Source organism: Deinococcus arcticus (genome assembly GCF_003028415.1).
Classification (GTDB): domain Bacteria; phylum Deinococcota; class Deinococci; order Deinococcales; family Deinococcaceae; genus Deinococcus; species Deinococcus arcticus.
The window spans coordinates 14,004-38,547 of sequence record NZ_PYSV01000019.1 but is presented as its reverse complement, the minus strand read 5'-3'; the positions used below and the strand labels follow the sequence as shown (position 1 = coordinate 38,547).

The following is a 24,544-nucleotide window of genomic DNA, read 5'->3' as shown; positions in this document are numbered from 1 at the left end:
CCCCTTGGGCCTTTCTTCATGCTGGAGAGCAGCCGGGGCGGGATGCTGGGCCGCATGGTTACCCTCTACCATTCCGTCCGCACCCGGCAGCCCTCGGTGATGATGACGGCTGGCCCCATCCTGCAGTACTGCCCAGCCTGCGGGTTTCTCCCTCACACGCCGTTTCTGTATCACGGCAGCCGCTACGGGCACGTGGGCGGCTTTGGATGCGGGGGCTGCGGCGCCCGGGTGAATATGGTGGACCGCGACTGCTACCCCCCGGTGCAGTATTTCGCCCGCCAGCGTGAAGGTGGTCCCGCCGCCACCCAGACCATCCTGTACGAGGACCTGTACCGCATCAATGAACCGGACTTCCGGCGGGTGGAGCGCTGGACCGGCCTGAGCCTGCTAAACCCCGAAGGCGACAGACAAATGGACTTTGAGGGGGTGGTGGCCCGCGTGGCCGGGGAAGTGGCCCGGCGCGGGCTGCTCCTTCAGACGGCGACCCCTCTGCTGCCGTTCGTGACCTGGGTGCCCCAACCCTTTGAGACGTGGTTAGGGCTGTACGCCACGCTGGAAAGAACCTGATGGCGACTGGGCCCCCCTGGCCCGGAACAAGGGGGCACCCGGGAACGGCAGTCCGCACCGCGAAAAGACCAGCGAGGCAGTGGCGTGCACATGCACCAGAGCCCGGGGCCGCTTACGGCATGGCCTCGCCGTTCCATTCAATGTCGGCGGTGGACTGGGCGACGGCGCTCCGGCCGGCCAGCGCGCCGCTCAGGGCAAAGCGCGCCGCGTCCAGCAGGGCGCCCGCCACCGGGGCACGGTTGCCCGGGCAGCCCACAGCATCCTGCCCGGCCCGCCAGGTGTGCAGCAGTGGCCGTATGGCCCCGGTCTGCACCGCGCCCACCGGACCCAGCACCGCCAGGGCCGGCGCCAGATACCGCAGGGTGCCCGGGGTAGGCGCCGGGACCGGCCCGGCCCCCAGCACCGCGCGGCCCAGCGCGGCCCTGTCCAGCAGATGCAGGCCACTGGTGGCGCGCGGATTGCACTCCAGGGGCGCCACCCGGCCCTCCGGCGTCACGATCAGGTCGAACGACAGCTGACCCGTGGCCCCAGTGGCCCGGACCAGGGCGCGCGTGGCCGCCTCCACGGCCGGACGATCCACCGCCTCGAAAGCGTATGAGGCCCCGCCTCCGTGGCGCAGCGTGGGCCGGTACACCACGCAGGCGCCCAGCTCGCCGCCGTGGGCCACCGACCACACGCACAGTTCCTCGCCTACCAGCCGTTCCTGGGCCACCCAGCGGCGGGCGGGAGTGGGCGCGGCCCCGGGCCCGCCCAGCCGCACGGCACCAAACCGTGAGAACTCGGGCTTGAAGATCAGGCCCTCCGGGTGCAGCGCCTGCACCTGTGCGGGGCTGGCCAGCACCCAGGTCTGCGGCGCGTCTACCCCAGCGGCGCGGGCCAGTTCGGGAAACAGGGCCTTGGAATGCAGCGCGCGCAGGGTGGCCGGGTCCGGGGCCAGCAGCCGGTCGGCCCAGCCGTCACGCCGGGCGGCTTCGGCCAGCCAGAAGACCTCCTCGCAGGTGGGCACCACCAGATCAAAGGCTTCGGTGCTCAGCAGGCGCAGCAGCGCCGCCCGGAACGCCGCAAAGGCCCGCCGGGGTGGGGGCAGGCGGTGAACTGGCACCCGGGGCCGCAACAGGTGGGCTGCAAAGGGCGTGACCGAATCGGCCAGGGCCACCTCAGCGCCCACGGCCCGCAGCGCGCGGGCGAGGTCCAGGGCCACCGGCGCCCGCGCACCCGTGATCAGCACGCGCGTTCCTGCCTTCATGTGCGCGGCGCCCAGCAGGATGAGGCGGGGAACCACAGGCGGCGCGTCATCACGGGCAGTGTACGCAGGTGTTAGCGTACGGCGCAGCATGACCATTGAACTGCGCCACCTGCGGCATTTTGTGGCCCTGGCCGAGGAAGAGCACTTTGGCCGGGCCGCCGAACGCGTGTTCGTGGTGCAGCAGGCCCTGAGCAATTCCATTCGCAACCTGGAAGAGGAGGTGGGCGTCCCCCTGGTGCTGCGCACCACCCGCCGCGTGCAGCTAACCCCGGCCGGGCAGGAATTCCTGGTGGGCGCCCGGGCCACGCTGGCGCTGGCCGCCCAGACCATCGAGCGCGCCCGCCGCGCCGCCCGGGGCGAGGTGGGGCGCCTGAGCGTGGGCTTTGTGGGGGGGCTGGCCTTTGGCGGCCTGCCGGAAATCGTGCGGCGGTTTCGCGAGCTGTACCCGAATGTCAGCGTGGACCTGCGCGAACTGACCGCCCAGGAGCAGGAAGCGGCGCTGCGCGGCGGCCAGATTGACGTGGGGCTGATGCTGCTGCCCGTGCGCGACCCGGGGCTGGAATCGCGCGCCCTGTGGCGCCAGCCGCTGGTGGCCGCGCTGCCCGCCGCGCACCCGCTGGCCCGCAAGCGGCGCCTGAAAATCAGCGATCTGGCGCCCGAACCGTTTGTTTTTTTTCCGCGCCAGATCCGGGCCACCTACTTTGACCAGGTGATGCGCTGGTGCGCCGGGGCGGGCTTCACGCCGCATGTGGTGCAGGAGGCCATTGAGGTGCCCACGCTGCTGTCGCTGGTGGCGGCGGGCGTGGGGGTCTTTTTGCCCATCGAATTTTTCAGTCGCCTGAGCCTGCCCGGCGTGGTGTACCGGCCTGTCGAGGACGCCCCCATCGTGGAGATCGTGGCGGTGTGGCGCCGGGGCGAGGGAAAAAGCCCGGTGGTGCGCGGCTTTCTGGGGGTGGCGCAGGAAGTGCTGGCGGGCAACGAGACCACAGATGCCCCGGCGCCAAAGGAGACGTTCAGCCGTGAATAAGCTGGAGAAGACCACCTCTTGCGACGGTGTTCCAGAGGCGAAGGTCACTGGACAACCTCCGACCAGCAAGGAGATGTCACCCCTCGAAACAGCCCAGCAGGCACATGCTCAGGGGCTAGGGGTGATCGAGATTATTCGGCTTCTCCGCTCTTTGTTTGACCTCAGCCTGATCGAGGCCAAAGACCTGGCTCACCAGGGGGTGTACAGCCTGACCCTGAATGACTATCAGGAGCATTATCTCGTCCCCATGTTGCTTGAGGCGCTGAAGGAGGATGACGCCTGGGAAGAGGACTAGAAGCCCGCCATCAAGTTCCAGTCTCTCAAGCGTTCTGCATTCCCGGCTTTCCCGTTTCCGGCAGGCCACGCAGCACGCCTAGAATCAGGAACGTGCCCGCCACCGAGAGCGCCGCGCCCATCAGGAACGCCGCACCGGGAAAGCCGTGGCCCGCGCCGTACGCGTAGACCGCTGTGGCCACAATGGGCCCCACCACGCCCACCAGACTGTTCAGGCTGGTGACCGCCCCCTGCACCCGCCCCTGTTCGGTTTCGCTGACCTGCCGCGAGATCAGGCCCTGAATGGCCGGGTTCGCCAGCCCGCCCAGCGCCCCCACCACCAGCGAGGCGTACAGCGTGACCCCACTGCGCGCAAAGGCCAGCAGCATGAATTCCAGAATGGAGGCCACCAGCCCGGTCATGATGGTGCGCCGCTCGCCAAAGCGGGCGATAAATGGGCCAATCAGGCCGCCCTGCACCACCGCCACCAGCAGGCCGAAAAAGGCCAGTGCCACGCCGTTCTGCCCGGGGCTCCAGCGCAGCACGCGTTCGGTGTACAGCACCCAGGTGCTGAAGATGACCTGCCCGGCCAGCCCCAGCAGCACGAAGGTCAGGGCGAGGCTACGCAGAATGGGGTACTCGGTCAGGGCCTTCAGGGGCAGCAGGGGGTTGAGGTCGCGGCCCTCAAAGCCCTTGGCCCGCGCACTGGCAGGCAGCGACTCGGGCAGCACGAACAGGCCGTACAACAGGTTCAGGGCGGTCAGACCCGCCGCCACCAGAAACGGCACCCGCAGGCCGTACTCGCCCAGGAAGCCGCCCAGGGCCGGCCCCAGAATGAAGCCCACGCCGAAGGTGGCCCCCAGCAGGCCGAAATTCTTGGCCCGCTGTTCAGGCGGCGTGACATCGGCAATGTAGGCGTTGGCCACAGTCAGGCTGGCGCCGGTAATGCCCGCCAGCACGCGGCCCAGAAAGAGCCACCACAGGCTGGGCGCGAAGTACAGCAGCACATAGTCCAGCGCCATGCCCGCCAGCGACAGCAGCAGCACCGGGCGGCGGCCGAAGCGATCACTCAGGCGGCCCAGGATGGGCGCGAATACAAACTGCATGACCGCGTAGGCGGCCGTGAGCCAGCCGATGCTCTGGGCGCCCGCCGCCTCCGAGCCGGCCAGTTCCTTGACCAGCCCCGGCAGCACCGGAATGATCAGCCCGATGCCGATGATGTCAATCAGAGCGGTGAGGAGAATAAAAATCAGGGCGGCAGGCCGGGCACGCATAGGGGGCAGTGTAGGGCCAAGCCTGGGCCAGCGGCGCTGCCCACGCCGGAACGCCCTCCTGAACCGGCAGTTCAGTCACTCGCTGCCAAGCCCCCGATCAACAGCGAACGACTTAAGACGCAAAGGGCTTCAGCGGGGGCTGGCCCGGCCTTCCTGGGTGAACAGCGCCATCTGCGTTACCGGGCCGTAGTTGGGGTGAATGTCGCCCAATGGGCGGAATTCGACGGCATAGCCGTACGCCTGGGCCGCCGCCTGTGCCCAGGCCTGAAACTCGGCGCGGGTCCACTCGAAGCGGTGGTCCGGGTGGCGCAGGCCCGCCGCCTCGCCAAAGGTGGCGTTGTACTCGCGGTTGGGCGTGGTCACCACCAGCAGCCCGGGGCGCGCAAAGCCCAGCACGTTGGCCGTCAGGGCCTCCAGTCGGTGCGGCTCCAGATGCTCAATGACTTCCACCAGCGCGGCGGCGTCAAAGCCCCTTAACCGTGAATCCGGGTAGGCGAGGCTGCCGTGCAGCAGGCGCACGCGCTCACGCAGTTCGGGGCGCTCCGCCAGGCGCAGCTTGTCGGCGGCAATCTCCAGGCTGCGCGCGCTGATGTCCAGCCCCACCAGTTCGCGGAACTGCGGGGCGGCCAGCAGGCGGCGCAGCAGTTTGCCCTCGCCGCAGCCCAGGTCCAGCACCCGCGCGGCGCCGCTCTGCTGCAGCACCCCGGCCACCCCGTCCAGCCGCTCGTCGTGCAATCGGGGTTTTGCTGGGACCGCCGGTTCGTCGGCCGCAGCTGGCCCACCCCCCGCCTCGTCCGGCAGCACGAAGTGCGCGCGGGCCTGGGTGACCAGCCCCCGAAAACGTAGGTAGCGCGCGGTAATCCACTCGCGTTCCGGGTGGGTGTCCAGCCAGCCCTGCCCGTGGCGCAGCAGCTTGTCCACCTCCTCTTCGCCCACGTAGTAGTGTTTCTTGCCGTCCAGGGCAGGCAGCAGCACGTACAGGTGGCGCAGGGCGTCACTCAGGCGCACCTGGGCGCGCAGGGTCAGCGCCACGTAGGGCCGCTCGCCCCATTCGGGAAACTCGGGGTCCAGCGGCAGGGGCCGGACCTCTACCGCGTAGCCCAGCGGCGCGAACAGGCGCTCCGGTAACTCGGGGCCGCCGCGCGCCGCCACACACGGCAATGTGAGGGTTAAAGGAATGGCCTGAGCCGCCAGTTCGGGCCGGTCGCGGCTCTGGCCGGTCATGGCCGTGCCGTACGCGTCGCGCAGCGCCACGGCCAGAAAGCTCCCCGAGGCGTAAGGGCGGTCGTTCACATAGGGTTCCAGGGTGCCGGTCTCGCCGCCTGCCGGGGCGCGCGACAGCGCCACCGGGTCCACCTCGACCAGCAGCGCGGCGGTGGTCTGCTCCGGGGTGGCCTCCGGGTAGAACACCAGCGAGCGGCCAAAGGGCAGCGGGCGTTCCAGCACGCGCTCCGGGTGCTTCATGAGCAAGAAGCCCAGGTCGGTGGCAGGCTGGTGGGTGGTGGTAATGGTCAGCAGCATCTCAGTACCTCGAAGTTGATCCCCGGACCAACCGAGTGAAGCAAGTCTCGGAAAAAGTGCGTTGCGCCGGGCGCAGAGGCTTTTCGGCGCTCTCCTGAACAGTCGCAACGTGAGGGGCGACGCACTTACAGCCTCACGTCAATGGGATCGCTTTCCAGGGCCAGGACGCCCAGCACGCATTCGTGCACCCGCCCCGGCGCGGCGCGCTCGACAAAGCGGGTCAGGCCTTCCAGGCCCAGGTGAAATTCGCGCAGGGCCCGGCCCCGCTTGGCGCCCAGCGCGCGGGCCTTGAGGCGGCCCAGGTGTTCGGGCTGCGTGTACTCCGGGCCGTAGATGACGCGCAGGTATTCACGCCCGCGCACCTTCACCGCCGGCTGCAGGGACCGGGGCTCGGCCGCGAAGAAGGGCAGCGGCTTGACCACCATGCCCTCCCCACCCGCTGCGGTCAGGGCGTTCCACCACGCGGTGGCCTCGGCCTCCTCGGGCGTGCCCAGCGTCACGACCCGGGATTCGGTGCGCCCGAACAGGTCTGGTGCCGCGTCGGCCAGGGTACTCAGCGTGTTCAGGTGCCAGGGGTGGGCCCTGTCCGCATGCACCTGCCCTTCTGAAGCCAGCAGGTGGAACGGCAGAATCCGCACGTCCTCGGGCCCTGCCACCCGGCGCACGTAGGCGCGGTAGGCGGCGCGGTACCGGGTCAGGGCTTCGGCGCGCGCCCGGGTGCGTCCCGGCCAGTCCCCCAGGTCCAGGCCGCGCGCCTGGGCCGCGTGCAGCGCCCGCACCGACGCCGCCAGCGTGGCCTGTCCAGCCGCTCCCACGGCGGCGTACTGGCCCTTGATCAGCTCCTCGGCCTTCAGGCTCCAGGGCAGAATCTCGGCGTCCAGCAGCAGCCAGTCGGTGTTCAGGGTCGCCCACAGCCCGGCCTGGGTGGCTGCCTGCCGGGCGCGGGCCAGAATGACCGCTTCCCACTCGGGCTTGAAAAAGGGGCGGCCCGTGCGGGTGTAGATGCACCCCGCGCCGCCTGTCACCCCAAACCGGGCCTGCGCGGCGGCCTCATCGCGGGCCAGCACCAGCAGTGCGCGGCTGCCCATGTGCTTTTCCTCGCAGATCACCTGCGTGATCCCCTGGCCCCGGAAATACGCGAACGCCTCGTCGGGATGTTCCAGGTGGTCCGGCCGCGCGCTCGTTTCCACCGGGCTCATGGTGGGGGGCAGGTACACGCACCACTCCGGGGCCACGCCGAAGCGGCTGAAGGTTTCCACGGCCGCTGCCCGTTCCCCGGCGCGCAGCATCACGCCGCCGAAGGTGCGGGTCTCGATCCGGCCAGGCTGCAGAAACTCGGCCAGATCGAAGGCCTCGCTGGGGGTGTGGTCGGCCAGGGGCCGGGCGGGCACCGCGTACTGCGCGTGGGCCGGCACACTCACCACTTCCATCTCGGGGTACCGCAGGGCGCTCAGGGCCCCGCCAAAGGCGCAACCGGTGTCCAGGTCAATCGTGCGGTTCACCCAGCGGGGCCACGCCACGGGGGTGTGGCCATACACCACGTGCGCCGCGCCCCGGTACCCGGCGGCCCAGTCGCGCCGGACCGGCAGGCCCAGGTCGTCCGTGCTGCCGTCCACATCGCCGTACAGGGCGAAGGAACGCACCCGGCCAGAGCTGCGGCCCTGGTATTTCTCGGGCAGCCCGGCGTGGGCCACCACCACCCGGCCCCCGTCCAGCACGAGGTGGCTCACCAGCCCGTCCAGAAAGGCCCGCACCTGCGCCCGGAACTCCGGCCCCGCCGCCTCCAGCTGCGCCAGGGTGGCGTCCAGGCCGTGCAGGGCCTTGACCGCCTTGCCGTCCAGGGCACGCTTCAGTTTCTCGTCGTGGTTGCCGGGCACGCACAGGGCCGCGCCGCTGGCGACCATGTTCATGACCAGCCGCAGCACCCCGGCGCTGTCGGGGCCCCGGTCCACCAGGTCGCCCACGAAGACGGCGGTGCGGCCCGGCGGCGGCGTGGCGTGGTCGCCCTCCAGCACGTAGCCCAGCTTCTGCAGCAGCTCGCGCAGTTCGTTCAGGCAGCCGTGCACGTCGCCAATGAAGTCGAAGGGGCCGTGCAGGTGTTTCTTGTTCGTGTACAGCGGCACGCGGGTGACCCAGGCAGCCTCCACCTCCTCGGGCGAACGCAGCGTCCACACATGCCGGAAGCCTTCCTTGCCCATGCCGCGCAGGGTGCGCCGCAGTTCGGTCTGCTGACGGCCAACGACGGCCGCGCTGAAGGGCCGGTCACCGCGCGCCTCGTGGCGGGCTTCCAGCAGTCCCCGGGGCAGGTCCAGCACAATCGCCACCGGCAGCACGTCATGCGCGCGGGCCAGGTCCACGAGGCGGCGGCGGTCGTCCGGGCGCACCGAGGTCGCGTCAATCACGGTCAGCAGGCCGCGTTCCAGGCGTTTGGCCGCCACATAGAACAGGCTGTCGAAGGCGGCGGCGTTGGCGTCCAGCGTGTGCTCGCTGCCGCTCACCAGCGCGCGGAAATGGTCGCTGCTCAGGACCTCGTGGGGGCCAAAGTGCCGGGCGGCAAAGGTACTTTTGCCTGATGAAGACGCGCCCACCAGGGCGACCAGGGCAAGTTCAGGCAGGGGGATGTGGGGCTGGGTCATCGGTCATCACGTGGTCTCCGGCCCCCCACTGTAGCGGCCTGGGCCGGCGGGGGCCTGCGTCAAATGACGTGGGCGGGGGGCGGATGTCTCAAGCCCAGATGAGTCATCCGGCTTACCGTGCACTTACGTCCGGGGCGTAAAATAGGGCGTTTCGTTCGGTTGCCGCCGCACGCCTGCTCTTCTCCCCGGAGGTTTCATGCTCAAGGTCAGATCCAACTTCACGCCCTCGGGCGACCAGCCCACCGCCATTCGCTCGCTGGTGGACGGCCTGGATTCGGGGCTGCGCTTTCAGACGCTGTTGGGGGCGACGGGGACAGGTAAAAGCGTCGCCTGGCACGAGCCTGTGACCGTGCAAGTGGCCGGTCAGGTACAGCGCCTCCCTATTGGTGAACTGATAGACGGCCTGTTCGGTTCGCCGCTTCAGGCCGAGGATTCGCTGGAACTGCCGCCGCCCGACCCCATGCAGGTGCTGGCCTGGGACGCGGGCAGCGGCGAGGTGGCCTGGCGCACGGTGACGGGCCTGTCGCGCCACGGCTCGCCAGAAACGCTGCACCGCCTGACGACCGCCTGTGGCCGCGACGTGACGGTGACGGCCGACCATAGCGTGTGGGTGCTGCGCGGCGGTCAGATTCACCTGATTCACGGCGACGACGTGCGCCCCGGCGACGCGCTGCCCATTCCCCGGCAGGTACCTGAACCGCAGGGGACGCTCAACGCCCTCGACACCCTGGCTGTCCTGGACGGCACCCCGTTTCATGTGGCGGTGCCTTACACGCCCGGTCAGGACGACGCTTGGCGACATCTGGTCAGGGCACACCACGAGCAATCCAGCGGCAAGCTGCACGCGCTCCGGCATGGTAAGCGGGGCGGTGGCCTGACTGTGACTGCGGCCAGAGCCGCCGTTCGTCAGGGGCTGGCCGTGGCCGAGCACACGCGGGTGTCCGCCCGCTCCGCACATCTGGCGGGTGAGCTGCCTCTGACACCCGCACTGGCGCTGCTGTTCGGGCAGTACGTGGCCGAGGGGCATGCCGCGCCGGGCTTCGCCCTGATCTCGGTGCGTGACCCGGATGTGCAGGGCCAATTGACAGCAGCCCTGGCTGAACTGGAGGCCAGGCATTTTCGCCGCGCCGATGGTGACTTCGTGCTCTCGGGCCGGGTCTGGCGCGAGCTGCTGGCCCGGCTGATGGGTGAGCGCTCGGGTGAAAAGCATCTACCTCCGAACTTTGCGGCCTTTCCGAATGCCTTCCTGGCAGCCCTGCTGCGGGCCTACTTCGAAGGCGACGGTGGTGTGGATGGGGGGGCTGTCACCGCCGTGACCAACAGCGCGCGGCTGGCCGGGGAACTGGCCGAAGCCCTGCTGCGCTTTGGGGTATGGGCGCGGCTGCGCGAGGTGCGCAAGCGCCGCCCCGACGGCACGCTGGGCACTTACCACAAGGTCACGATTTCAGGAGCTGAGAACCTGCAAGCCTTTGCTGCCGAGGTGGGCTTCCTGAGTGCCCGCAAGCGGGAGGCGCTGGCCCGGATTGTGGCCCAGGCGGGCGAGGGCAATACGAACGTTGACCTGATTCCAGGTGTGGGGGCGCGCCTGCTGGCCGAACGTGAGCGGGCGGGGCTATCTCAGCGGGACGTGGCCCAGACAGCGAGCTGCACGCGCACGATGATTTCCGCCATTGAGTGTGGCATTCGCAACCCCAGCGCGGCGCTGTTCCGCCGTCTGTGTGCGGCCCTGAACATTCAAGACACCGCCTTCACTGGCCTGGCCGATGTGCATTGGTCCCCAGTGGATCGAATAGAACAAGTCACTCCGCAGACTCCCTACGTGTACGACTTCAGCGTTGAGGGCTTTGAGACTTTCCTGACCGGACGCGGCGGTCTGTTCGTCCACAACACCTACTCCGTTGCCAAGGTCATTGAAGAAACCGGGCGCCCCGCCCTCGTCATGGCCCCGAACAAGATTCTCACCGCGCAGCTGGCCTCGGAGTTCCGCGAGTTCTTCCCCGACGCGGCCGTGGAATTCTTCATCTCGTACTACGACTACTACCAGCCCGAAGCCTATGTGCCCGGCAAGGACCTGTTCATCGAGAAAGACGCCAGCATCAACCAGGAAATCGAGCGGCTGCGCCACTCCACCACCCGCAGCCTGCTCACCCGGCGCGACACCATTGTGGTGGCCAGCGTGTCGTGCATCTACGGTCTGGGCGATCCCAAGGAGTACACGGCGCTGAACGCGGTGCTGAAAAAGGGCGGGCAGATGCCGCGCGACGAGCTGCTGGGCCGCCTCGTGAACATGCAGTACGAGCGCAACGACATTGAGCTGATGCCCGGGCGCTTCCGGGCCAAAGGCGAGATGATTGAGGTCTGGCCCGCCTACGATGAGCAGCCCCTGCGCGTGGAACTGTGGGGCGACGACATCGAGCGCATCAGCGTGGTGCACCCCCTGACCGGCGACCGCCTGGCCGATCTGGACGCCACGGTGGTCTACCCGGCCAAGCACTACGTCTCCAGCGCCGGCAACATTGAGCGCGCCATCGTGACCATCCAGCAGGAACTCGACGAGCGGCTGGAGTACTTCAAAGCAAGCGGCAAACTGCTTGAAGCGCAGCGCCTGAAAGAGCGCACCCTGTACGACCTGGAGATGCTGAAGGTCCTGGGCTACTGCTCGGGCATCGAGAACTATTCGCGCCATATTGACGGCCGCGTGACTGGTGCCACGCCCTACACCATGCTGGACTACTTCCCGGACGACTTCGTGACCTTTATTGACGAGTCGCACGTGACGGTGCCGCAGATTGGCGGCATGGCCAACGGCGACCGCGCCCGCAAGCAGACGCTGGTGGACTACGGCTTTCGCCTGCCCAGCGCCATGGACAACCGCCCGCTGAACTTCCAGGAATTCATGGAGAAAACCGGGCAGACCGTGTTTGTCTCTGCCACACCTGGGCCCTTTGAACGTGAGCACAGCGACAGCATTGCCGACCAGATCATTCGCCCCACCGGCCTGATTGACCCGCCAGTTACGGTCCGGCCCATCAACGGGCAGATTGAGGACCTGCTGGGGCGCGTGCGGGAGCGCGCATTGAGGGGCGAGCGCACCCTGGTGACCACCCTGACCAAGCGCATGAGCGAAGACCTGACGGAATACCTGCTGGAAAAGGGAGTCAAGGCGCGCTACATGCACTCGGACATCGACAGTGTGGAGCGGCAGGTGATTATCCGCGACCTGAGGTTGGGCCACTACGACGTGCTGGTGGGCATCAACTTGCTGCGCGAGGGCCTGGACCTGCCGGAAGTCTCACTGGTGGCCATTCTGGACGCAGATAAACCCGGCTTCCTGCGCAGTGAACGCGCACTGATTCAGACCATCGGCCGCGCGGCGCGCAACGTGAACGGCGAGGTGATCCTGTACGGCGACACGGTGACGCCCGCCATGACGTTTGCGATGGAGGAGACCGCCCGGCGCCGCGAGAAACAGCTGGCGTACAACGAGGCCCACGGCATCACGCCCACCACTGTTATCAAGGGGGTGCGCGACGTGATTCGCGGCGAGGAGCAACCCGCCGAGATCAGCTCTGGCACCGTGGGCGACGACCGCGACGCGTTGAGCGCCCAGTTGACCGACCTGGAACTGGATATGTGGCAGGCCAGCGAGGACCTGGACTTCGAGCGGGCTGCGTCCCTGCGAGACCAGATTCGCGCCATTGAGGCCAAGCTACAGGGCAAGGAGTTCCAGCAGGCCACGGTGCCGGGCCAGAAGGTGAGAAGGAAAGGACGGCGGTAAGAAAGGGCTCTGGGAGACCAAGACAGAGGCTCGCGGGCAGCTTGCCGCGAGCCTTTTCCCGTTATCCCTTACTTCTTCAGCGTCAGGGTGCAGGTGCCCACTTTCATGCCCGCGCCGCGCATGGTTGCCACGGCTTCTGCGGCGGTTTTGGGATCGGGCAGGTCCTCGTCCAGTTTCTGCAGTTCGGTGTCAATCTCGTCCAGGCTGCCCGCCAGCAGGGCGCCGCTGCCCACCATGCCTTTCAGGAAGCCAAAGCAGGCCAGCACGTCGCTGTCGTTCATCATGCCCGTCATCACGTCGCCCGCGAAAATGGTGCCGTCTTCGGGGTTGTAGCTGAAGGGGCCCACATCGCCGTCAAAGTCCCAGCCGTCGTCCCAGGTGGGGGCCTTCTTGCTCAGCACAATCTGGCGGCTGACCTTCTGCCCGCTGGCGGTGATGCCGCTCAGCACCCAGGTCTGCCCGGGCTTGACCGGCGAGTTGGCCGCCAGCACCCGGGGCGCACCGAACGGCGCCACGGCGCGGGGCTGGGCATTCTGACCACTGCCCGCCACGGCAACAGAGGGAAGGAAGAGCAGGGACGCGGCCAGCAGAGAACGCAACATAGGCCAGAGGCTAACAGGTCTGGACCCGGCGCGCGGCCTCGGGTGCGGTTATCCGGATTCCGGATCATCCGTGACAGCCCCTCCGCGTCGCTTCGGTGCTTCCACGCCTCTCCGTCACCGTTTTTCCTTGTCCCTCCGGTCGGATTCATCCGTGATGGAAGAACGGATGAACCGGAATCCTTATTAAGTCGCTCGCTGCCAAGCCCCCGATCAACCGAGCGGGCTGGAACAGCTGCGCCGCAGAGCGAGTCTCGAAAAAAGGACGTTGCACCGGGCGTGGAGACTTTGCGGTGCTCTCTTGAACAGTCGCACCATGAGGGGCAACGTCCTTAGACCTCGCCGCCCCAGTCCAGGCCGTGCGCCAACCACGCCGCTTCAATGTGCGTCAGGGCGTCCAGGGGGAGGGGGCCCTCCTGGACCAGCCGCACGTTGCGTTCCAGGTTCTCCAGGTTCGCGGTGCCCACGATGGCGCTGTGGACGCCCGGCGAGTAGGCCGCAAAGCGCAGCGCAAAAGCGGTCCAGTCCAGACCCGTCGCCTCCCGCACCGCGTCCAGCTCCAGCACCCGCAGCCGCTGCCAGTAGGTTTCGGCGTAGTCGCCCACCGGCCGCTGCTCAAACCGCCACGCCGCGTTGGCGATGGGCCGCTTGGCAATCACCCCCAGACCGCGCTCGGTGGCCGCAGGCAGCAACTGGCGGCGGCTGAACTGGTCGGCCAGATTCACGCTGGTTTCCACGCTGCCAAAGCGCCCCGAGCTGATGGCCCCGGCCAGCGCCTCGTTCTCGCCGCTGTAGGCCGCCACCCGGATCAGACCCGCCGAACGTGCCTCGTCCAGTGCCAGCAGCAGGTCCTCGCGGCGCAGCACGTCGGCCGGGCAGGAGTGCAGGTGAAAAATGTCAATCCAGTCGCAGCGCAGCCGGGTCAGCGCCTGCTCGATACCCAGGCGGATGGCCTGCGGGGTCCAGTCCTCGGCGCCCCCCGCCCCGTAGCCGCCCTTGGTACTGAGAATGAAGTCGTGGCGGCGGTAGGCGAGGTGGCGGCCAATGCGTTCCTCACTCAGGCCATAGCCGCGCGCCGTGTCAATCAGGGTAATGCCCCGGTCCACCGCGCGGTTCAGAAGGGTGCCGGCCTCGTCCTCGCTGAGGCTCGCGGCCCCTACCTGCCCCGCGCCCAGCCCCAGCACACTCACTTTCAGGCCGGTGTCGCCAAATGCCCGCTGTTCCATACCGGGCATTGTGCCGCTTTGGCCGGCTGGCGGGGCCACGCCACAGGCGCCAGGCGTCCCCGGCGCCCCTGCTCTGCGCGCTTAAGCCTGGCTGTACAGTTCTGCGCGTCCCTCCTCCTGCGCGCGGAACTGCAACTCGTACAGGTCTCGGTACAGGCCGCCGCGCGCAACCAGCTCGGCGTGGGGACCGTCTTCGACCACGCGCCCGCCGTCCATCACGATGATGCGGTCGGCGTTGCGGATGGTGCTGAGGCGGTGGGCAATCACGAAGGTGGTGCGGCCCTGCATCAGCCGGTCCAGGGCCGCCTGCACCAGCGCCTCGGATTCGTTGTCCAGGGCGCTGGTGGCCTCGTCCAGAATCAGAATGCGGGGGTCTTTGAGCAGCGCGCGGGCAATGGCCACCCGCTGACGCTGCCCGCCCGAGAGCTTGACCCCGCGTTCGCCCACCACGGTGTCGTAGCCGTGTTCGAAGGCCAGAATGAAGTCGTGGGCATTGGCCGCGCGGGCGGCGGCCTCTACCTCCTCGGGGCGGGCGGCGGGGCGGCCATACAGGATGTTCTCGCGGACAGTGCCGGAAAACAGCAGCGTTTCCTGCGGTACCAGCCCCACCTGGGCGCGCAGATCGGCCAGCGCGTAGGCGCGCACGTCCTGGCCGTCCACTTTGAGGGTGCCGCCCGTTACGTCCCAGAAGCGGGGAATGAGGTTCACCAGCGTGGTTTTGCCCGCCCCACTGGGGCCCACCAGCGCCACCACCTGCCCGGCGGGCACGTCCAGGCTCAGGTCGCGCAGCACCGGGGCGTTCTCGTAGGCAAACTGCACGCGCTCAAAGGTCACGCGGCCCTCGGCGCGGGCCAGCGGTGCGGGCGCGGCCGGCTGGGGCAGGTCGCTGCGCTCGTCGAGCAGCTCGAAAATGCGCCCCGAGGCTCCCAGCGCCTCCTGAAACTGGTTGAAGATGCCGGTCAGGGCCGCCACGGTGCCGCCCACCTGCAGCGCATAGATCAGAAAGGTCACGAGGTTGCCGGGTGTCATGGCGCCGCTCATCACCTGACGCCCGCCGTACCACAGCACCACGGCCAGCGCCCCGAAGGTCAGGAAGCTCATGGTGCCGGCCATCAGGGCCTGCAGCTGGGCGCGTTTCAGGGCCGCCAGAAAGCTCAGGGTCACGCCCTGGCCGTAGCGGCCACGCTCCACGCCTTCGGCAGTGAAACTCTGCACCACGCGCACGCCGCTGATGGCTTCCTCGGCGCTGGCGTTGGCCCCGGCCACGGCGTCCTGCACCTCACGGCTGACCAGGCGAATGCGGCGCCCGATCATGAACGCGGTGCCGATCACCAGCGGAATCACCGCCAGCGTCAGCAGGCTCAGGCGCGGGCTGGTGGTGACCAGCAGGATAACGGCGCCAACGAGGCTCACGGTCTGCGCGACCAGCTGGGCCAGCGCGGAACTCGTCACGCCCTGCACGGTGCCCACGTCGGCAGTCAGGCGGCTGGTCAGGTCGCCCGTCTTGTGGTCGCCAAAGAAGCGCGGCGAGAGGGTCAGCAGGTGCGAGAACAGCGCGCGGCGCAGATCCGCCACCACCCCGGCCCCCACGCGCGCCAGCAGGTACGACTGCGCGGCGCCAAACAGCGCCGACAGCGCGAAAATGCCCAGCAACCCCACCACCGTGCGGTCCAGCGGTCCCGTGTCGGTGCTGCCCACCTTCAGGAACGAGGCGTCGATCAGCTGCCCGAACAGCGCCGGAAACGCCAGATTCAGGCCACTGGACACCAGCGTGGCCAGCACCCCCAGCACGAACAGCGCCCGGTAGGGCCGCGCGTAGGCCAGCAACCGGCGCAGTTGCCGGGGATCGCCCTTGGGGCGGCGGCCGCCGGCATTGGCCGTGACCATCATGGAACTGGGGCGGGAAAGCATGGCCGTAGGGTACGCCGGGGCCGGGGGGACGGGTGGCTTGTGGAGTGCGGGAAGCGGTACGCGGGGCGCAGGAACAGAGGGGGCGTGGGTTGTGAGGTGTAGGACAGAAGGGGTGAGGTGAGGGGGCAGGAGTAAGTGGGAGAGAGGGAGGCGAGGGCCAGCACACCCCTTGCCTCCTCCGTTTTTGTCTTTGGAAAGTAAAACCTTGTGGGCCGCACCAAGGCGGCTTGCCCCCACACCGCCCAGGTCCAGACGAGGCCGTCGTGCCCGAAGGGCGCGGGCCATTGCGGTGGGGCGGCAGGATGGCGTCGAGGCCGGACACGTCAACGAACGGAGCGAACCCGCCAACGTCAGTCGAAACTCTTGCTCAGCGCAGCGCCGCTCCCCCCGCTCCCAGGTTCCAGGCGCGCCCGTCAAACCAGCGGCAACGCGCAGGCCGCCCTGCGCGGCGAAGTCGTCTCCCCTCTGCGGCGCAGCGCTGCGAGTCTGGGGGAGGGGGCTGGGGGGGTGGGGCAAACTGGGCCGGCCAGCCCCAGAACGGCATTGCCCCCCGCCTCATCAGCAGGGGACAGTTCAAACGTCTTTCTCTTACGCCAGCGCCGCTTCCGGCGCCACATACGCCAGATCAAACGCCTCGGCCACACCCTGGTAGGTCAGCTGGCCCGCATGGGTGTTCAGCCCCAGGCCCAGCGCCTTGTTGCGCCCCAGTGCGCCCACGCCGTGGTCGGCCAGCAGCAGCGCGTAGGGCAGCGTCTGGTTGGTCAGCGCAAAGGTGCTGGTGCGCGGCACGGCGCCGGGCATATTCGCCACGCCGTAGTGAATCACGCCGTCCACGGTGTAGGTGGGGTCATCGTGGGTGGTGGCGTGAATGGTTTCCACGCAGCCGCCCTGGTCCACGGCGACGTCCACGATCACGCTGCCCTCGGGCATCAGGCCCAGCATGTCGCGCGTGACGAGGTGGGGGGCCTTGGCACCGGGAATCAGCACGCCGCCAATGAGCAGGTCCGTGTCGGGCAGCAGGGCGCGGATGTTGGCCTCGCTGCTCATCATGGTGGTCAGCTTGCCGAAGAACACGTCGTCCAGGTAAGCCAGTCGGCGCTGCGACACGTCCAGAATGGTCACCTTGGCGCCCAGGCCCATGGCCATCTTGGCCGCGTTCGTGCCCACCACGCCGCCGCCGATGATGGTCACCTGGCCCGGCTGCACGCCGGGCACGCCGCCCAGCAGCACGCCGCGCCCGCCCACAGGCTTTTGCAGGTGGTAGGCACCGGCCTGCACGCTCAGGCGGCCGGCCACCTCGCTCATGGGGGTCAGCAGGGGCAGGCTGCCGTCGTCCAGCTGCACGGTTTCGTAGGCCACGCCGGTGGTGCCGCTTTGCAGCAGGGCGTCGGTCAGCGGCCGGTCGGCGGCGAGGTGCAGGTAGGTGAACAGCAGCAGGTCCGGGCGCAGGTACCTGTACTCGCTGGCAATGGGTTCTTTGACCTTCACCACCATCTGCGCGGCCCAGGCGTCGTCGGCGCTGCCCAGGGTGGCCCCGGCATCCACGTATTCCTGGTCGGCAATGCCGCTGCCCACCCCGGCGCCCTGCTGCACCACGACGCTGTGCCCACGCCGCACCAGCGTGCCCACACCGCCGGGCGTCAGCGCCACGCGGTTTTCCTTGACCTTGATTTCCTTCGGGAGTCCGATTTGCATGACATGACCTCACTTGGCCCGCGCGGACCTGGGCCCGCCGGCACTTGCTGCTGCTAAACTTCAACGCAAGATTAACAGGGAAAGCCTGGAGCGCGATTGCCAGCACAGCCCCGAAAAACCCCCAAGGTCGCAACAATGTTGCGCCGATGTGGCACACTACGCCCCATCATGTCGCAGAGCACCCTGGACGCCATAGACCGGCAGATTCTGAGCATCCTGCAACGGGACGCCCGCATTCCCAACACGGAACTGGCCGACGAGATCGGCCTGACCCCTGCCCCCACCCTGCGCCGGGTGCGGCGGCTGGAAGAAGAGGGCGTGATTCAGCGCTACGTGGCCCTGCTGGACCCCAAACTGGTGGGCCGCGAACTGATGGTGATTGTCCGCGTCACGCTGGACAAGCAGACCAAGGCGGGCTTCGAGCAGTTTGCCAAGAAGATGCAGGAGCGCCCCGAGGTGCTGGAGTGCTTTCTGTGCCTGGGGGACATTGATTACCTGCTGAAAGTCTGCGTGCCGGATCTGGACGCCTACCAGCACTTTCTGGTGAACACGCTGGCGGCGATTCCGGGGGTGCGGAATACGGCGAGTACGATTGTGGTCAAGCAGGAAAAGGACACGACGAGTCTGCCGTTGGAGTGAGGGGGGCGAGCGGAGTTGGGCTGCGTGTGCCGGTTCCCTGAGCCCCGCTGTGGAGAGCAGCAAATAGGGCGGCAGCCCGGTGTGGCTCTTTGCTCATATCTGCCCCACCCCCCAGCCCCCTACCCCAGAGGGGCAGGGGGAGCGGCGCTGCGCTGGCAAACGTTGACTGGCGGTTTGGGGTGGCCCAGCTTCGCCCCGCGATGTCCGCCGTGGTCCGCCTCCGCCCTTCGGCTGACGCCCGCGCCCTTCGGGCACGACGGCTTCGTTTGGACCTGGGCGGTAGAGGGGCAAGCCGTCTTGATGCGCCCCAAAAAGTTCTACTTTATCAACAGATGAGGGGCGTTGCTCCCCTCTCCCCGCGTGGGAGAGGGCCTTGCGCAGCAAGGGGTGATACGGACTGCCGTCCATTTCCGTCACATCTGGGAAGAAGGGCGATGTTCCCCGCCTTCGGCGCTGTTCCAGTCCCATTTCCGGAAATCCGCATTTGTTCCTTCTCTGCTCCGCAGCTCTTCGAGTCCCTTCGATCGAAAAAATCCCGGAACACATTCCGGAATTTTCCGGAAGCTGTATCACCCGCCCACTCCCCACCCTCATCTGTTCCCACACCCCACCCCCTACACCCTTTCCTTCTCGCTCTCATCTTCCCCGTGGAACACTGGGCCCCATGCGCCCTGACGCCCCATCCCTCACCCTGGCCCTCAGTGGGTTGCTGGCAGCCTGTGCGCCGGCGGCCATCCAGTCGCAGCCGGTGACCCCAGCGCCGGTCAAGGCCGCGCCCGCCACGCCCGCGCCGGCGCCGGCGCAGAGTTTCACCGTGATGTCGCCGCTGTCGGCCACGCCAGTACGCACCTTCACTGCGCCGCCGCCCCAGGTGGTTGACCCGGCCAGGCAGTACCGCGCCGTTCTGAAAACCAGCCGGGGCGACGTGACCCTGGAACTGCTGCCCAAGGCGGCGCCCGTGGCGGTGAACAACTTCGTGTTTCTGGCCCTGAACCGCTTTTACGATGGCACGCGTTTTCACCGCGTCATCGAGGGGTTCATGGCCCAGGGCGGCGACCCCATCAGCGCCGATGAGAGCCGGCAGGCGCAGTGGGGCACCGGTGGACCCGGCTACCAGTTTGCGGCAGAGGTCAACAATGGTCTGCGCTTTGACCGCGCCGGGGTGCTGGGCATGGCGCGCGCCCAGAGCCTGAATTCACAGGGCAGCCAGTTTTTCATCACCGTGGCCCCCGCCGACTTCCTGAGCGGTGGCTATACAGTGTTTGGCCGCGTGCTGGCCGGGCAGGACGTCCTTGGCAAGCTCACGCGCACCTATAACGACGCCGGGCCCATTACCGGGGCCAGAGCAGACGAGCTGCTCAGCGTGCAGATTCTGCAGTCTCCATAAACACGCGCCGGGGGCGCCGGTGGCTACACTGGGGCCCATGCGCGCGCGTTCTGCCCTACCCCTGCTGGCCGCCGCTGCGGGGGCGTGGTACCTCCGCAGCGTGTACCGTTACCGTGATCCGGTGCGCCTGCCCCCAAGCGCCCCCGGCGAGGTGCTGAGCCCCGCCGACGGGGTGGTGTGCGCCGTGCGCCGCGTGGAGGGTGGCCAGGTGGCGGGCGAGCCGCCGCTGGACGTGTCAGCCCTGCTGGGCACGCCGCAGGTCGCGGACGGCTGGCTGATCGCCGTGTTCGTGGGCCCGCTGGACGTGCATTACGTGTACCAGCCGGTCAGCGGGCCGGTGAGGGCTGCCGGGCATGTGGGCGCCCGCACCAACGTGCCTCTGGTGGGCGCCGCCGAGGCCCTGGCGCTGCTCAGCGGTCGCCCCGCCGACCTGCTGACGCGGCGCGGGCCGCTGGAAAACGAGCGGCTGGTGAGCGTGACTCGCAGCGGGGCCGGCGAGGTCACCCTGACCCTGGTGGCCCCGGGCGCGGGCCTGCGGGGCACCTCGTTCACGCGGGCCGGCGACGAGGCGCGCGCCGGGCACAAGGCCGCGTTTCTGGAAGAAGGCGGCGTGGTGCTGCTGCGCCTGCCCGCCGACCACGAACCCACCGTGCGCGTGGGCGAGCGCGTGCAGGGTGCCCTGAGCGTGGTGGCCCGCGCCCCGGCCCGCGCATAGCACCGGCCGCACCCAGCGCGTGCAGGAGGAAATGGTCGTGACAGGCGAACCACGCACAGAACGGCAGAGCCCGGAGCGCATCGGGGAACGCCTGATGGCCGACCGCAAGGTGCGGGCCGTGGCCCAGGCGGGCAGCTACGGCACCGAGTTCGCCTGGGCCGGCAGCGTGCCCACCTTTGTCACCTTTGAGCGCGGCCTGGAAGCGCCCCAGACCGACCACCGCGCGGGCGTGAGCACCGAGCGCTTTCCTTACGAGAAACTGGAGCAGTGGCGCGACTGGGAGGTGGCCCGCCAGGAAGCCCCGCTGGCCCTGCTGGCCACCAGCCGCGTGCTGTACGACCCCACTGGCCACTACGGCCGCATTCAGCGCACCCTGTGGAACCTCAGCGACGCCCAGCGCGCCGCCCACCGCGCCGACCTGCTGCTGGCCGCTCAGGCCGCCCTCTCGGCCGCCCGCGCGGCCCACACCGGCCCCGGGCACAGTGTGCAGGACCAGCTGCTGGCCCTGGCCGACGCCCGCAGCCTGGCCCTGAACCTGCTGTACCCGGCCCTGCTGACCCGGCTGCACCTGTGGCCAGAATTCGAGATTCGCCTGCCCCATGCGTGGCGGGCCTCGGCGGGGCTGCGCTTTCCCAAGGCGGTGTACCGCTTAGAAGCCCTGTACTGCTTTGGCGGCGAGGACGAGGCCCGGCGGGTGTTACTGGCCACGCGCGGCCTGGGCCTGCTGGAGCAGGAGCGCCGGGCCCGCGCCGCGTTTCAGGCGGGGTACTACGACGGCGCCGTGCGCTACCTGCGCGACGAAACCGCCCGCACCCACCGTGAGGACCTGCGCCGCTGGCTGAACCTGACCCCCGCCCGCCGCGAGAAACTGGGCACGCTGCTGGGCGTCACGCGCGCGCCCCTGGGCCCGGCGGCCCTGCGGGTCACGCAGGAATTGCTGGAGGCGGTGCAGGAAGGAGAGTAAGGAAGCGGGAGGCAGGGCGCAGGAGGCGGGAAAGACCCTGGCGCTGCTCCTCTTGCTCTCCCCTCTTTTCACGGCCACCCGCCCCCCGCGCACCAACACAGCGAGCCTCCCGAAGGAGGCTCGCTGATACCACTTGAACTTCAGGCGTTGGCGCTGGTGTCCTGCTCCAGCACCTTGCCGGTGCGCACCTGCACCGTGCGCTTCTGGGCGGCTTCGCTGCGCGGCACGCGGATGGTCAGGGTGCCGTGCTCGAAGTTGGCTTCGACCTTGGTCAGGTCGTACTTGGCAGGCACGCTGAAGGTGCGGGCCAGGGTGCCGTACGCGCGCTCGACGCGGTGGGCGGTGCGGCCTTCCTTGCGGTCGTAGCTGCGGGTGGCCTGCACGGTCAGGGTCTGGTTCTCGGCTTCAATCTGCAGGTCGTTGGGGCGGATGCCGGGCAGGTCCAGCACCAGTTCCAGGCCCTGCTCGTCTTCATGCACGTCCACGGGGGGCGCGAAGCGGGTGGGCGCAGAGGTCGCCTGGCCGAAGGCGCGGTCCATGCGCTGGGTCAGTTCTTCAATCTCGCGGAAAGGATCAAATCGCATCATGCACGTACCTCCTGGGAATGGAAGCGCGGGTCTGGGCCGGGGCTCAGGGGGCCACGCCTAACTGCACATATAGTAAAACCTGAGTTCTATCTTGTCAAGTTTAGTGCGTCTTGAATCGGCCAAATGCCCTCTGGCCCCGGGGTGGCATGACAGTCCGCCCGGGCAGGTGTACACTTCCCCAGGTTGCCCGGCCCCCTCTGGGCCGCGCCCGCCCACAATCCCTATCTCGTCCTTTCCCGGCAGTCCCGTGAGGCTGCGCCCGCCCCGTGAGGCAGGAGAAGGAGCCCCCATGCACCACCCCATCAACAGCCGTCAGCCTGCGCTGAGCGGCGATTTTTTTGTGCCGTCCAGGACGCGCGCATGACGCCCAAGGCCATCATTCTGACGCCCGACGAGGTCCGGCGCGCCCTGACCCGCATTGCCCACGAGATCATTGAGCGCAACAAGGGCGCCGAGCAGCTGGCCCTGATCGGCGTGCACACGCGCGGCATTCCGCTGGCCGCCCGCCTGGCCCAGAAGCTGAGCGAACTGGAAGGCGTGGCCGTGCCCACCGGCATGCTGGACATCACCCTGTACCGTGACGACCTGTCCGAGGTGGCGCAGCAGCCGATTATCCGTGAAACCCAGGTGCCCTTTGACCTGCGTGACCGCCGCGTGGTGCTGGTGGACGACGTGCTGTACACCGGCCGCACTGTGCGCGCCGCGCTGGACGCCCTGATTGACCTTGGCCGCCCGGCGGGCATTCAGCTGGCCGTGCTGGTGGACCGGGGCCACCGCGAACTGCCCATCCGCGCCGATTACGTGGGCAAGAACCTGCCCACGGCCGCAGGTGAAGTCGTGAAGGTGAAAGTGCAGGAAACCGACGGCGTGGACAGCGTGGAACTGTGGGACTTGGAGGCGCTGCGATGAACGCGCCCGTCAGCATGGGCGCGCGCCCCCGCAACCTCCTGGACTTTCAGGACTGGACCCCCGAACGCCTGACGGCGATTCTCGACAACGCCGACACCATGCTTCAGGTACTGGACCGCCCGGTGAAAAAGGTGCCGGCCCTGCAGGGCCTGACGGTCTGCAACGCCTTCTTCGAGAACTCCACCCGCACCCGCACCTCCTTTGAGCTGGCCGCCCGCCGCATGAGCGCCGACGTGCTGACCTTTGCTGCCGGGGCCAGCAGCGTGAACAAGGGCGAGAGCCTGCGCGACACCCTGGAAGTGCTGACCTCGTACAAGGTGGACGCCTATATCGTGCGGCACCACGCCTCCGGGGCGGCGCATCTGGTGGCCAAGTACAGCGGCAAGCCGGTCATTAACGCCGGCGACGGCCGCCGCGCCCACCCCACCCAGGCCCTGCTGGACGCCTACACGGTGCGCCAGGAATTCGGCAGTCTGGAGGGCAAGACGGTCGCCATTCTGGGTGACGTGCGCCACAGCCGGGTGGCCCGCAGCAACGCCGAACTGCTGCCCAAGCTGGGCGCGAACGTGGTGCTGTGCGGCCCGGCCACCCTGCTGCCGGCGGGCCTGGCTTCACTGCCCGGCGTGACCCTGACCACCGACCCGCGCGAGGCCGTGCGCGGCGCCCATGCGGTCATGGCCCTGAGATTGCAACGTGAGCGCATGACAGGCGGTTTTCTGGGCAGCCTGCAGGAATACGCCGACACCTATCAGGTCAACGAGCGCCTGATGCAGGAAGCCGAGAGCGGCGCCATCGTCCTGCACCCTGGCCCCATGAACCGCGACCTGGAAATCAGCGGCGAGGCGGCGGACGGCCCCAGAAGCCGCATTCTGAAACAGGTGGAAAATGGCCAGGCCATCCGCATGAGCGTGCTGTACCACCTGCTGGTGGGCCGGGAATAACGGTGCGGCGCGCGGTTCTGCTGCTGCTGGCGGCCGTGCAGGGCGGGGGTGGGGCGTGCAGTCCGGTGCCCCCCAGCGCCGCCCAGGCGCAGGCGGCACTGGACGCCGCCCGGATGGACAGCGCCGCGTGTGCTGGGCAGCCTGGCGCGGCCTGCACGGCCTACCGGATAGCCCCGGCACAGGTGGCCGAACTGCGCCTGACGTTGGCCCGTGAAGCCAGCACGTTGTTTCCGGGGGCGCCGCTCCCGGCGGACAGTCTGCGCCAGCAGGGTGGGGTGTGGCACCTGACCGAATCGGTGCGCTACGGTCAGAACACGCAGATTCGTGCGGTGCCGGGCGGCAGCGTGGCGATCACCACGGACCGGCACACCGCTTACGAGCGCGTGACCGAACGCCTGAACCGCGCTTCGCGCTGGTCGGCCCTGTGGTGGACCTGCGGACTGGTGGGGCTGAGCGGCGAAGGGCTTGTGGTGCGCGATTGCCGCTGGACGCCCGCCACTGGCGAGTGGCCGCGCACCTTCGACTTCACAGTGGTGCAGGCCGACGCCAGCCTGCCGCCGGGCCGCTATTCGTGGTATGCCCCGGACGGCGGCAGTTGCCACGGCGGCATCCCCTTTCGCAAAGCGGATTACCGCTAGGAGGACCAGCC

Annotated in this window: 20 protein-coding genes; 11 read left to right on the top strand and 9 right to left on the bottom strand. The window is 68.7% G+C overall.

Annotation, left to right across the window (positions count from 1 at the left end):
• Window positions 1-18: 18 nt before the first annotated feature.
• On the top strand, window positions 19-567 hold the full coding sequence (locus tag C8263_RS15940) for a hypothetical protein (RefSeq protein WP_146160726.1): 549 nt from the start codon (window positions 19-21) through the stop codon (window positions 565-567).
• Between the two features lie 112 nt (window positions 568-679).
• Here C8263_RS15940 and C8263_RS15935 read toward each other — a convergent pair whose 3' ends face one another.
• The gene (locus C8263_RS15935) at window positions 680-1,849 is read right to left on the bottom strand and encodes an ATP-grasp domain-containing protein (RefSeq protein WP_107139126.1); all 1,170 of its coding nucleotides are present in this window, start codon (window positions 1,847-1,849) and stop codon (window positions 680-682) included.
• Between the two features lie 58 nt (window positions 1,850-1,907).
• On the opposite strand from C8263_RS15935, the gene C8263_RS15930 reads away from it, so the two are divergent.
• On the top strand, window positions 1,908-2,840 hold the full coding sequence (locus tag C8263_RS15930; protein WP_107139150.1) for a LysR substrate-binding domain-containing protein: 933 nt from the start codon (window positions 1,908-1,910) through the stop codon (window positions 2,838-2,840).
• Entirely contained in the window at window positions 2,833-3,135 is a 303-nt protein-coding gene (locus tag C8263_RS15925) for a hypothetical protein (RefSeq protein ID WP_146160725.1), read from the top strand. The genes C8263_RS15930 and C8263_RS15925 overlap by 8 nt, the downstream gene beginning before the upstream one ends.
• Before the next feature lie 25 nt (window positions 3,136-3,160).
• Here the strand turns inward: C8263_RS15925 and C8263_RS15920 are convergent, their stop codons facing one another.
• The 3 genes from C8263_RS15920 to C8263_RS15910 form a co-directional block, all read right to left on the bottom strand.
• Window positions 3,161-4,387, bottom strand: coding sequence for a TCR/Tet family MFS transporter (locus C8263_RS15920; RefSeq protein WP_107139124.1), 1,227 nt, complete (start codon window positions 4,385-4,387; stop codon window positions 3,161-3,163).
• A 129-nt stretch (window positions 4,388-4,516) separates the two neighbouring features.
• Entirely contained in the window at window positions 4,517-5,908 is a 1,392-nt protein-coding gene (locus C8263_RS15915; protein ID WP_107139123.1) for a 3' terminal RNA ribose 2'-O-methyltransferase Hen1, read from the bottom strand.
• 125 nt (window positions 5,909-6,033) lie between these two features.
• Window positions 6,034-8,544: a polynucleotide kinase-phosphatase gene (locus C8263_RS15910; protein WP_107139122.1), complete on the bottom strand. Its 2,511-nt coding sequence runs from the start codon at window positions 8,542-8,544 to the stop codon at window positions 6,034-6,036.
• 196 nt (window positions 8,545-8,740) lie between these two features.
• Between C8263_RS15910 and uvrB the strand changes: the two genes are divergently transcribed.
• A complete protein-coding gene (uvrB, locus tag C8263_RS19900) occupies window positions 8,741-12,322 on the top strand; it encodes an excinuclease ABC subunit UvrB (protein ID WP_408608070.1) in 3,582 nt (1,193 codons plus the stop codon).
• Window positions 12,323-12,390: 68 nt separating this feature from the next.
• On the opposite strand, the gene C8263_RS15900 is transcribed toward uvrB, so the two are convergent.
• The 4 genes from C8263_RS15900 to ald form a co-directional block, all read right to left on the bottom strand.
• The gene (locus tag C8263_RS15900) at window positions 12,391-12,924 is read right to left on the bottom strand and encodes a hypothetical protein (RefSeq protein ID WP_107139121.1); all 534 of its coding nucleotides are present in this window, start codon (window positions 12,922-12,924) and stop codon (window positions 12,391-12,393) included.
• A gap of 329 nt (window positions 12,925-13,253) precedes the next feature.
• Window positions 13,254-14,147: an aldo/keto reductase gene (locus tag C8263_RS15895; RefSeq protein WP_107139120.1), complete on the bottom strand. Its 894-nt coding sequence runs from the start codon at window positions 14,145-14,147 to the stop codon at window positions 13,254-13,256.
• Window positions 14,148-14,228: 81 nt separating this feature from the next.
• Window positions 14,229-16,058 carry an ABC transporter ATP-binding protein gene (locus C8263_RS15890; protein WP_199188428.1) on the bottom strand — a complete coding sequence of 610 codons (1,830 nt, stop codon included), beginning with the start codon at window positions 16,056-16,058 and terminating at the stop codon, window positions 14,229-14,231.
• Window positions 16,059-16,646: 588 nt separating this feature from the next.
• Entirely contained in the window at window positions 16,647-17,753 is a 1,107-nt protein-coding gene (ald, locus tag C8263_RS15885; protein WP_107139118.1) for an alanine dehydrogenase, read from the bottom strand.
• A 168-nt stretch (window positions 17,754-17,921) separates the two neighbouring features.
• Here ald and C8263_RS15880 point away from each other — a divergent pair, with 168 nt between their 5' ends.
• The 4 genes from C8263_RS15880 to C8263_RS15865 all read left to right on the top strand — a co-directional run bounded on the left by C8263_RS15880 (window position 17,922) and on the right by C8263_RS15865 (window position 21,458).
• A complete protein-coding gene (locus tag C8263_RS15880; protein WP_199188427.1) occupies window positions 17,922-18,392 on the top strand; it encodes an Lrp/AsnC family transcriptional regulator in 471 nt (156 codons plus the stop codon).
• A 664-nt stretch (window positions 18,393-19,056) separates the two neighbouring features.
• A complete protein-coding gene (locus C8263_RS15875; RefSeq protein WP_233218858.1) occupies window positions 19,057-19,779 on the top strand; it encodes a peptidylprolyl isomerase in 723 nt (240 codons plus the stop codon).
• Between the two features lie 37 nt (window positions 19,780-19,816).
• Window positions 19,817-20,494 carry a phosphatidylserine decarboxylase gene (locus C8263_RS15870; RefSeq protein WP_107139116.1) on the top strand — a complete coding sequence of 226 codons (678 nt, stop codon included), beginning with the start codon at window positions 19,817-19,819 and terminating at the stop codon, window positions 20,492-20,494.
• Window positions 20,495-20,588: 94 nt separating this feature from the next.
• Complete coding sequence (locus C8263_RS15865; protein ID WP_233218860.1) at window positions 20,589-21,458, top strand: hypothetical protein; 870 nt, start codon at window positions 20,589-20,591, stop codon at window positions 21,456-21,458.
• Window positions 21,459-21,598: 140 nt separating this feature from the next.
• On the opposite strand, the gene C8263_RS15860 is transcribed toward C8263_RS15865, so the two are convergent.
• Window positions 21,599-22,045 carry an Hsp20/alpha crystallin family protein gene (locus tag C8263_RS15860; protein WP_107139114.1) on the bottom strand — a complete coding sequence of 149 codons (447 nt, stop codon included), beginning with the start codon at window positions 22,043-22,045 and terminating at the stop codon, window positions 21,599-21,601.
• A 360-nt stretch (window positions 22,046-22,405) separates the two neighbouring features.
• Between C8263_RS15860 and pyrR the strand changes: the two genes are divergently transcribed.
• The 3 genes from pyrR to C8263_RS15845 are packed head-to-tail and all read left to right on the top strand — an operon-like array spanning window position 22,406 to window position 24,533.
• Window positions 22,406-22,954, top strand: coding sequence for a bifunctional pyr operon transcriptional regulator/uracil phosphoribosyltransferase PyrR (gene pyrR, locus C8263_RS15855; protein WP_107139113.1), 549 nt, complete (start codon window positions 22,406-22,408; stop codon window positions 22,952-22,954).
• Window positions 22,951-23,895, top strand: coding sequence for an aspartate carbamoyltransferase catalytic subunit (locus C8263_RS15850; RefSeq protein ID WP_107139112.1), 945 nt, complete (start codon window positions 22,951-22,953; stop codon window positions 23,893-23,895). The genes pyrR and C8263_RS15850 overlap by 4 nt, the downstream gene beginning before the upstream one ends.
• 2 nt (window positions 23,896-23,897) lie before the next feature.
• On the top strand, window positions 23,898-24,533 hold the full coding sequence (locus C8263_RS15845) for a hypothetical protein (RefSeq protein WP_107139111.1): 636 nt from the start codon (window positions 23,898-23,900) through the stop codon (window positions 24,531-24,533).
• Window positions 24,534-24,544: the final 11 nt, after the last annotated feature.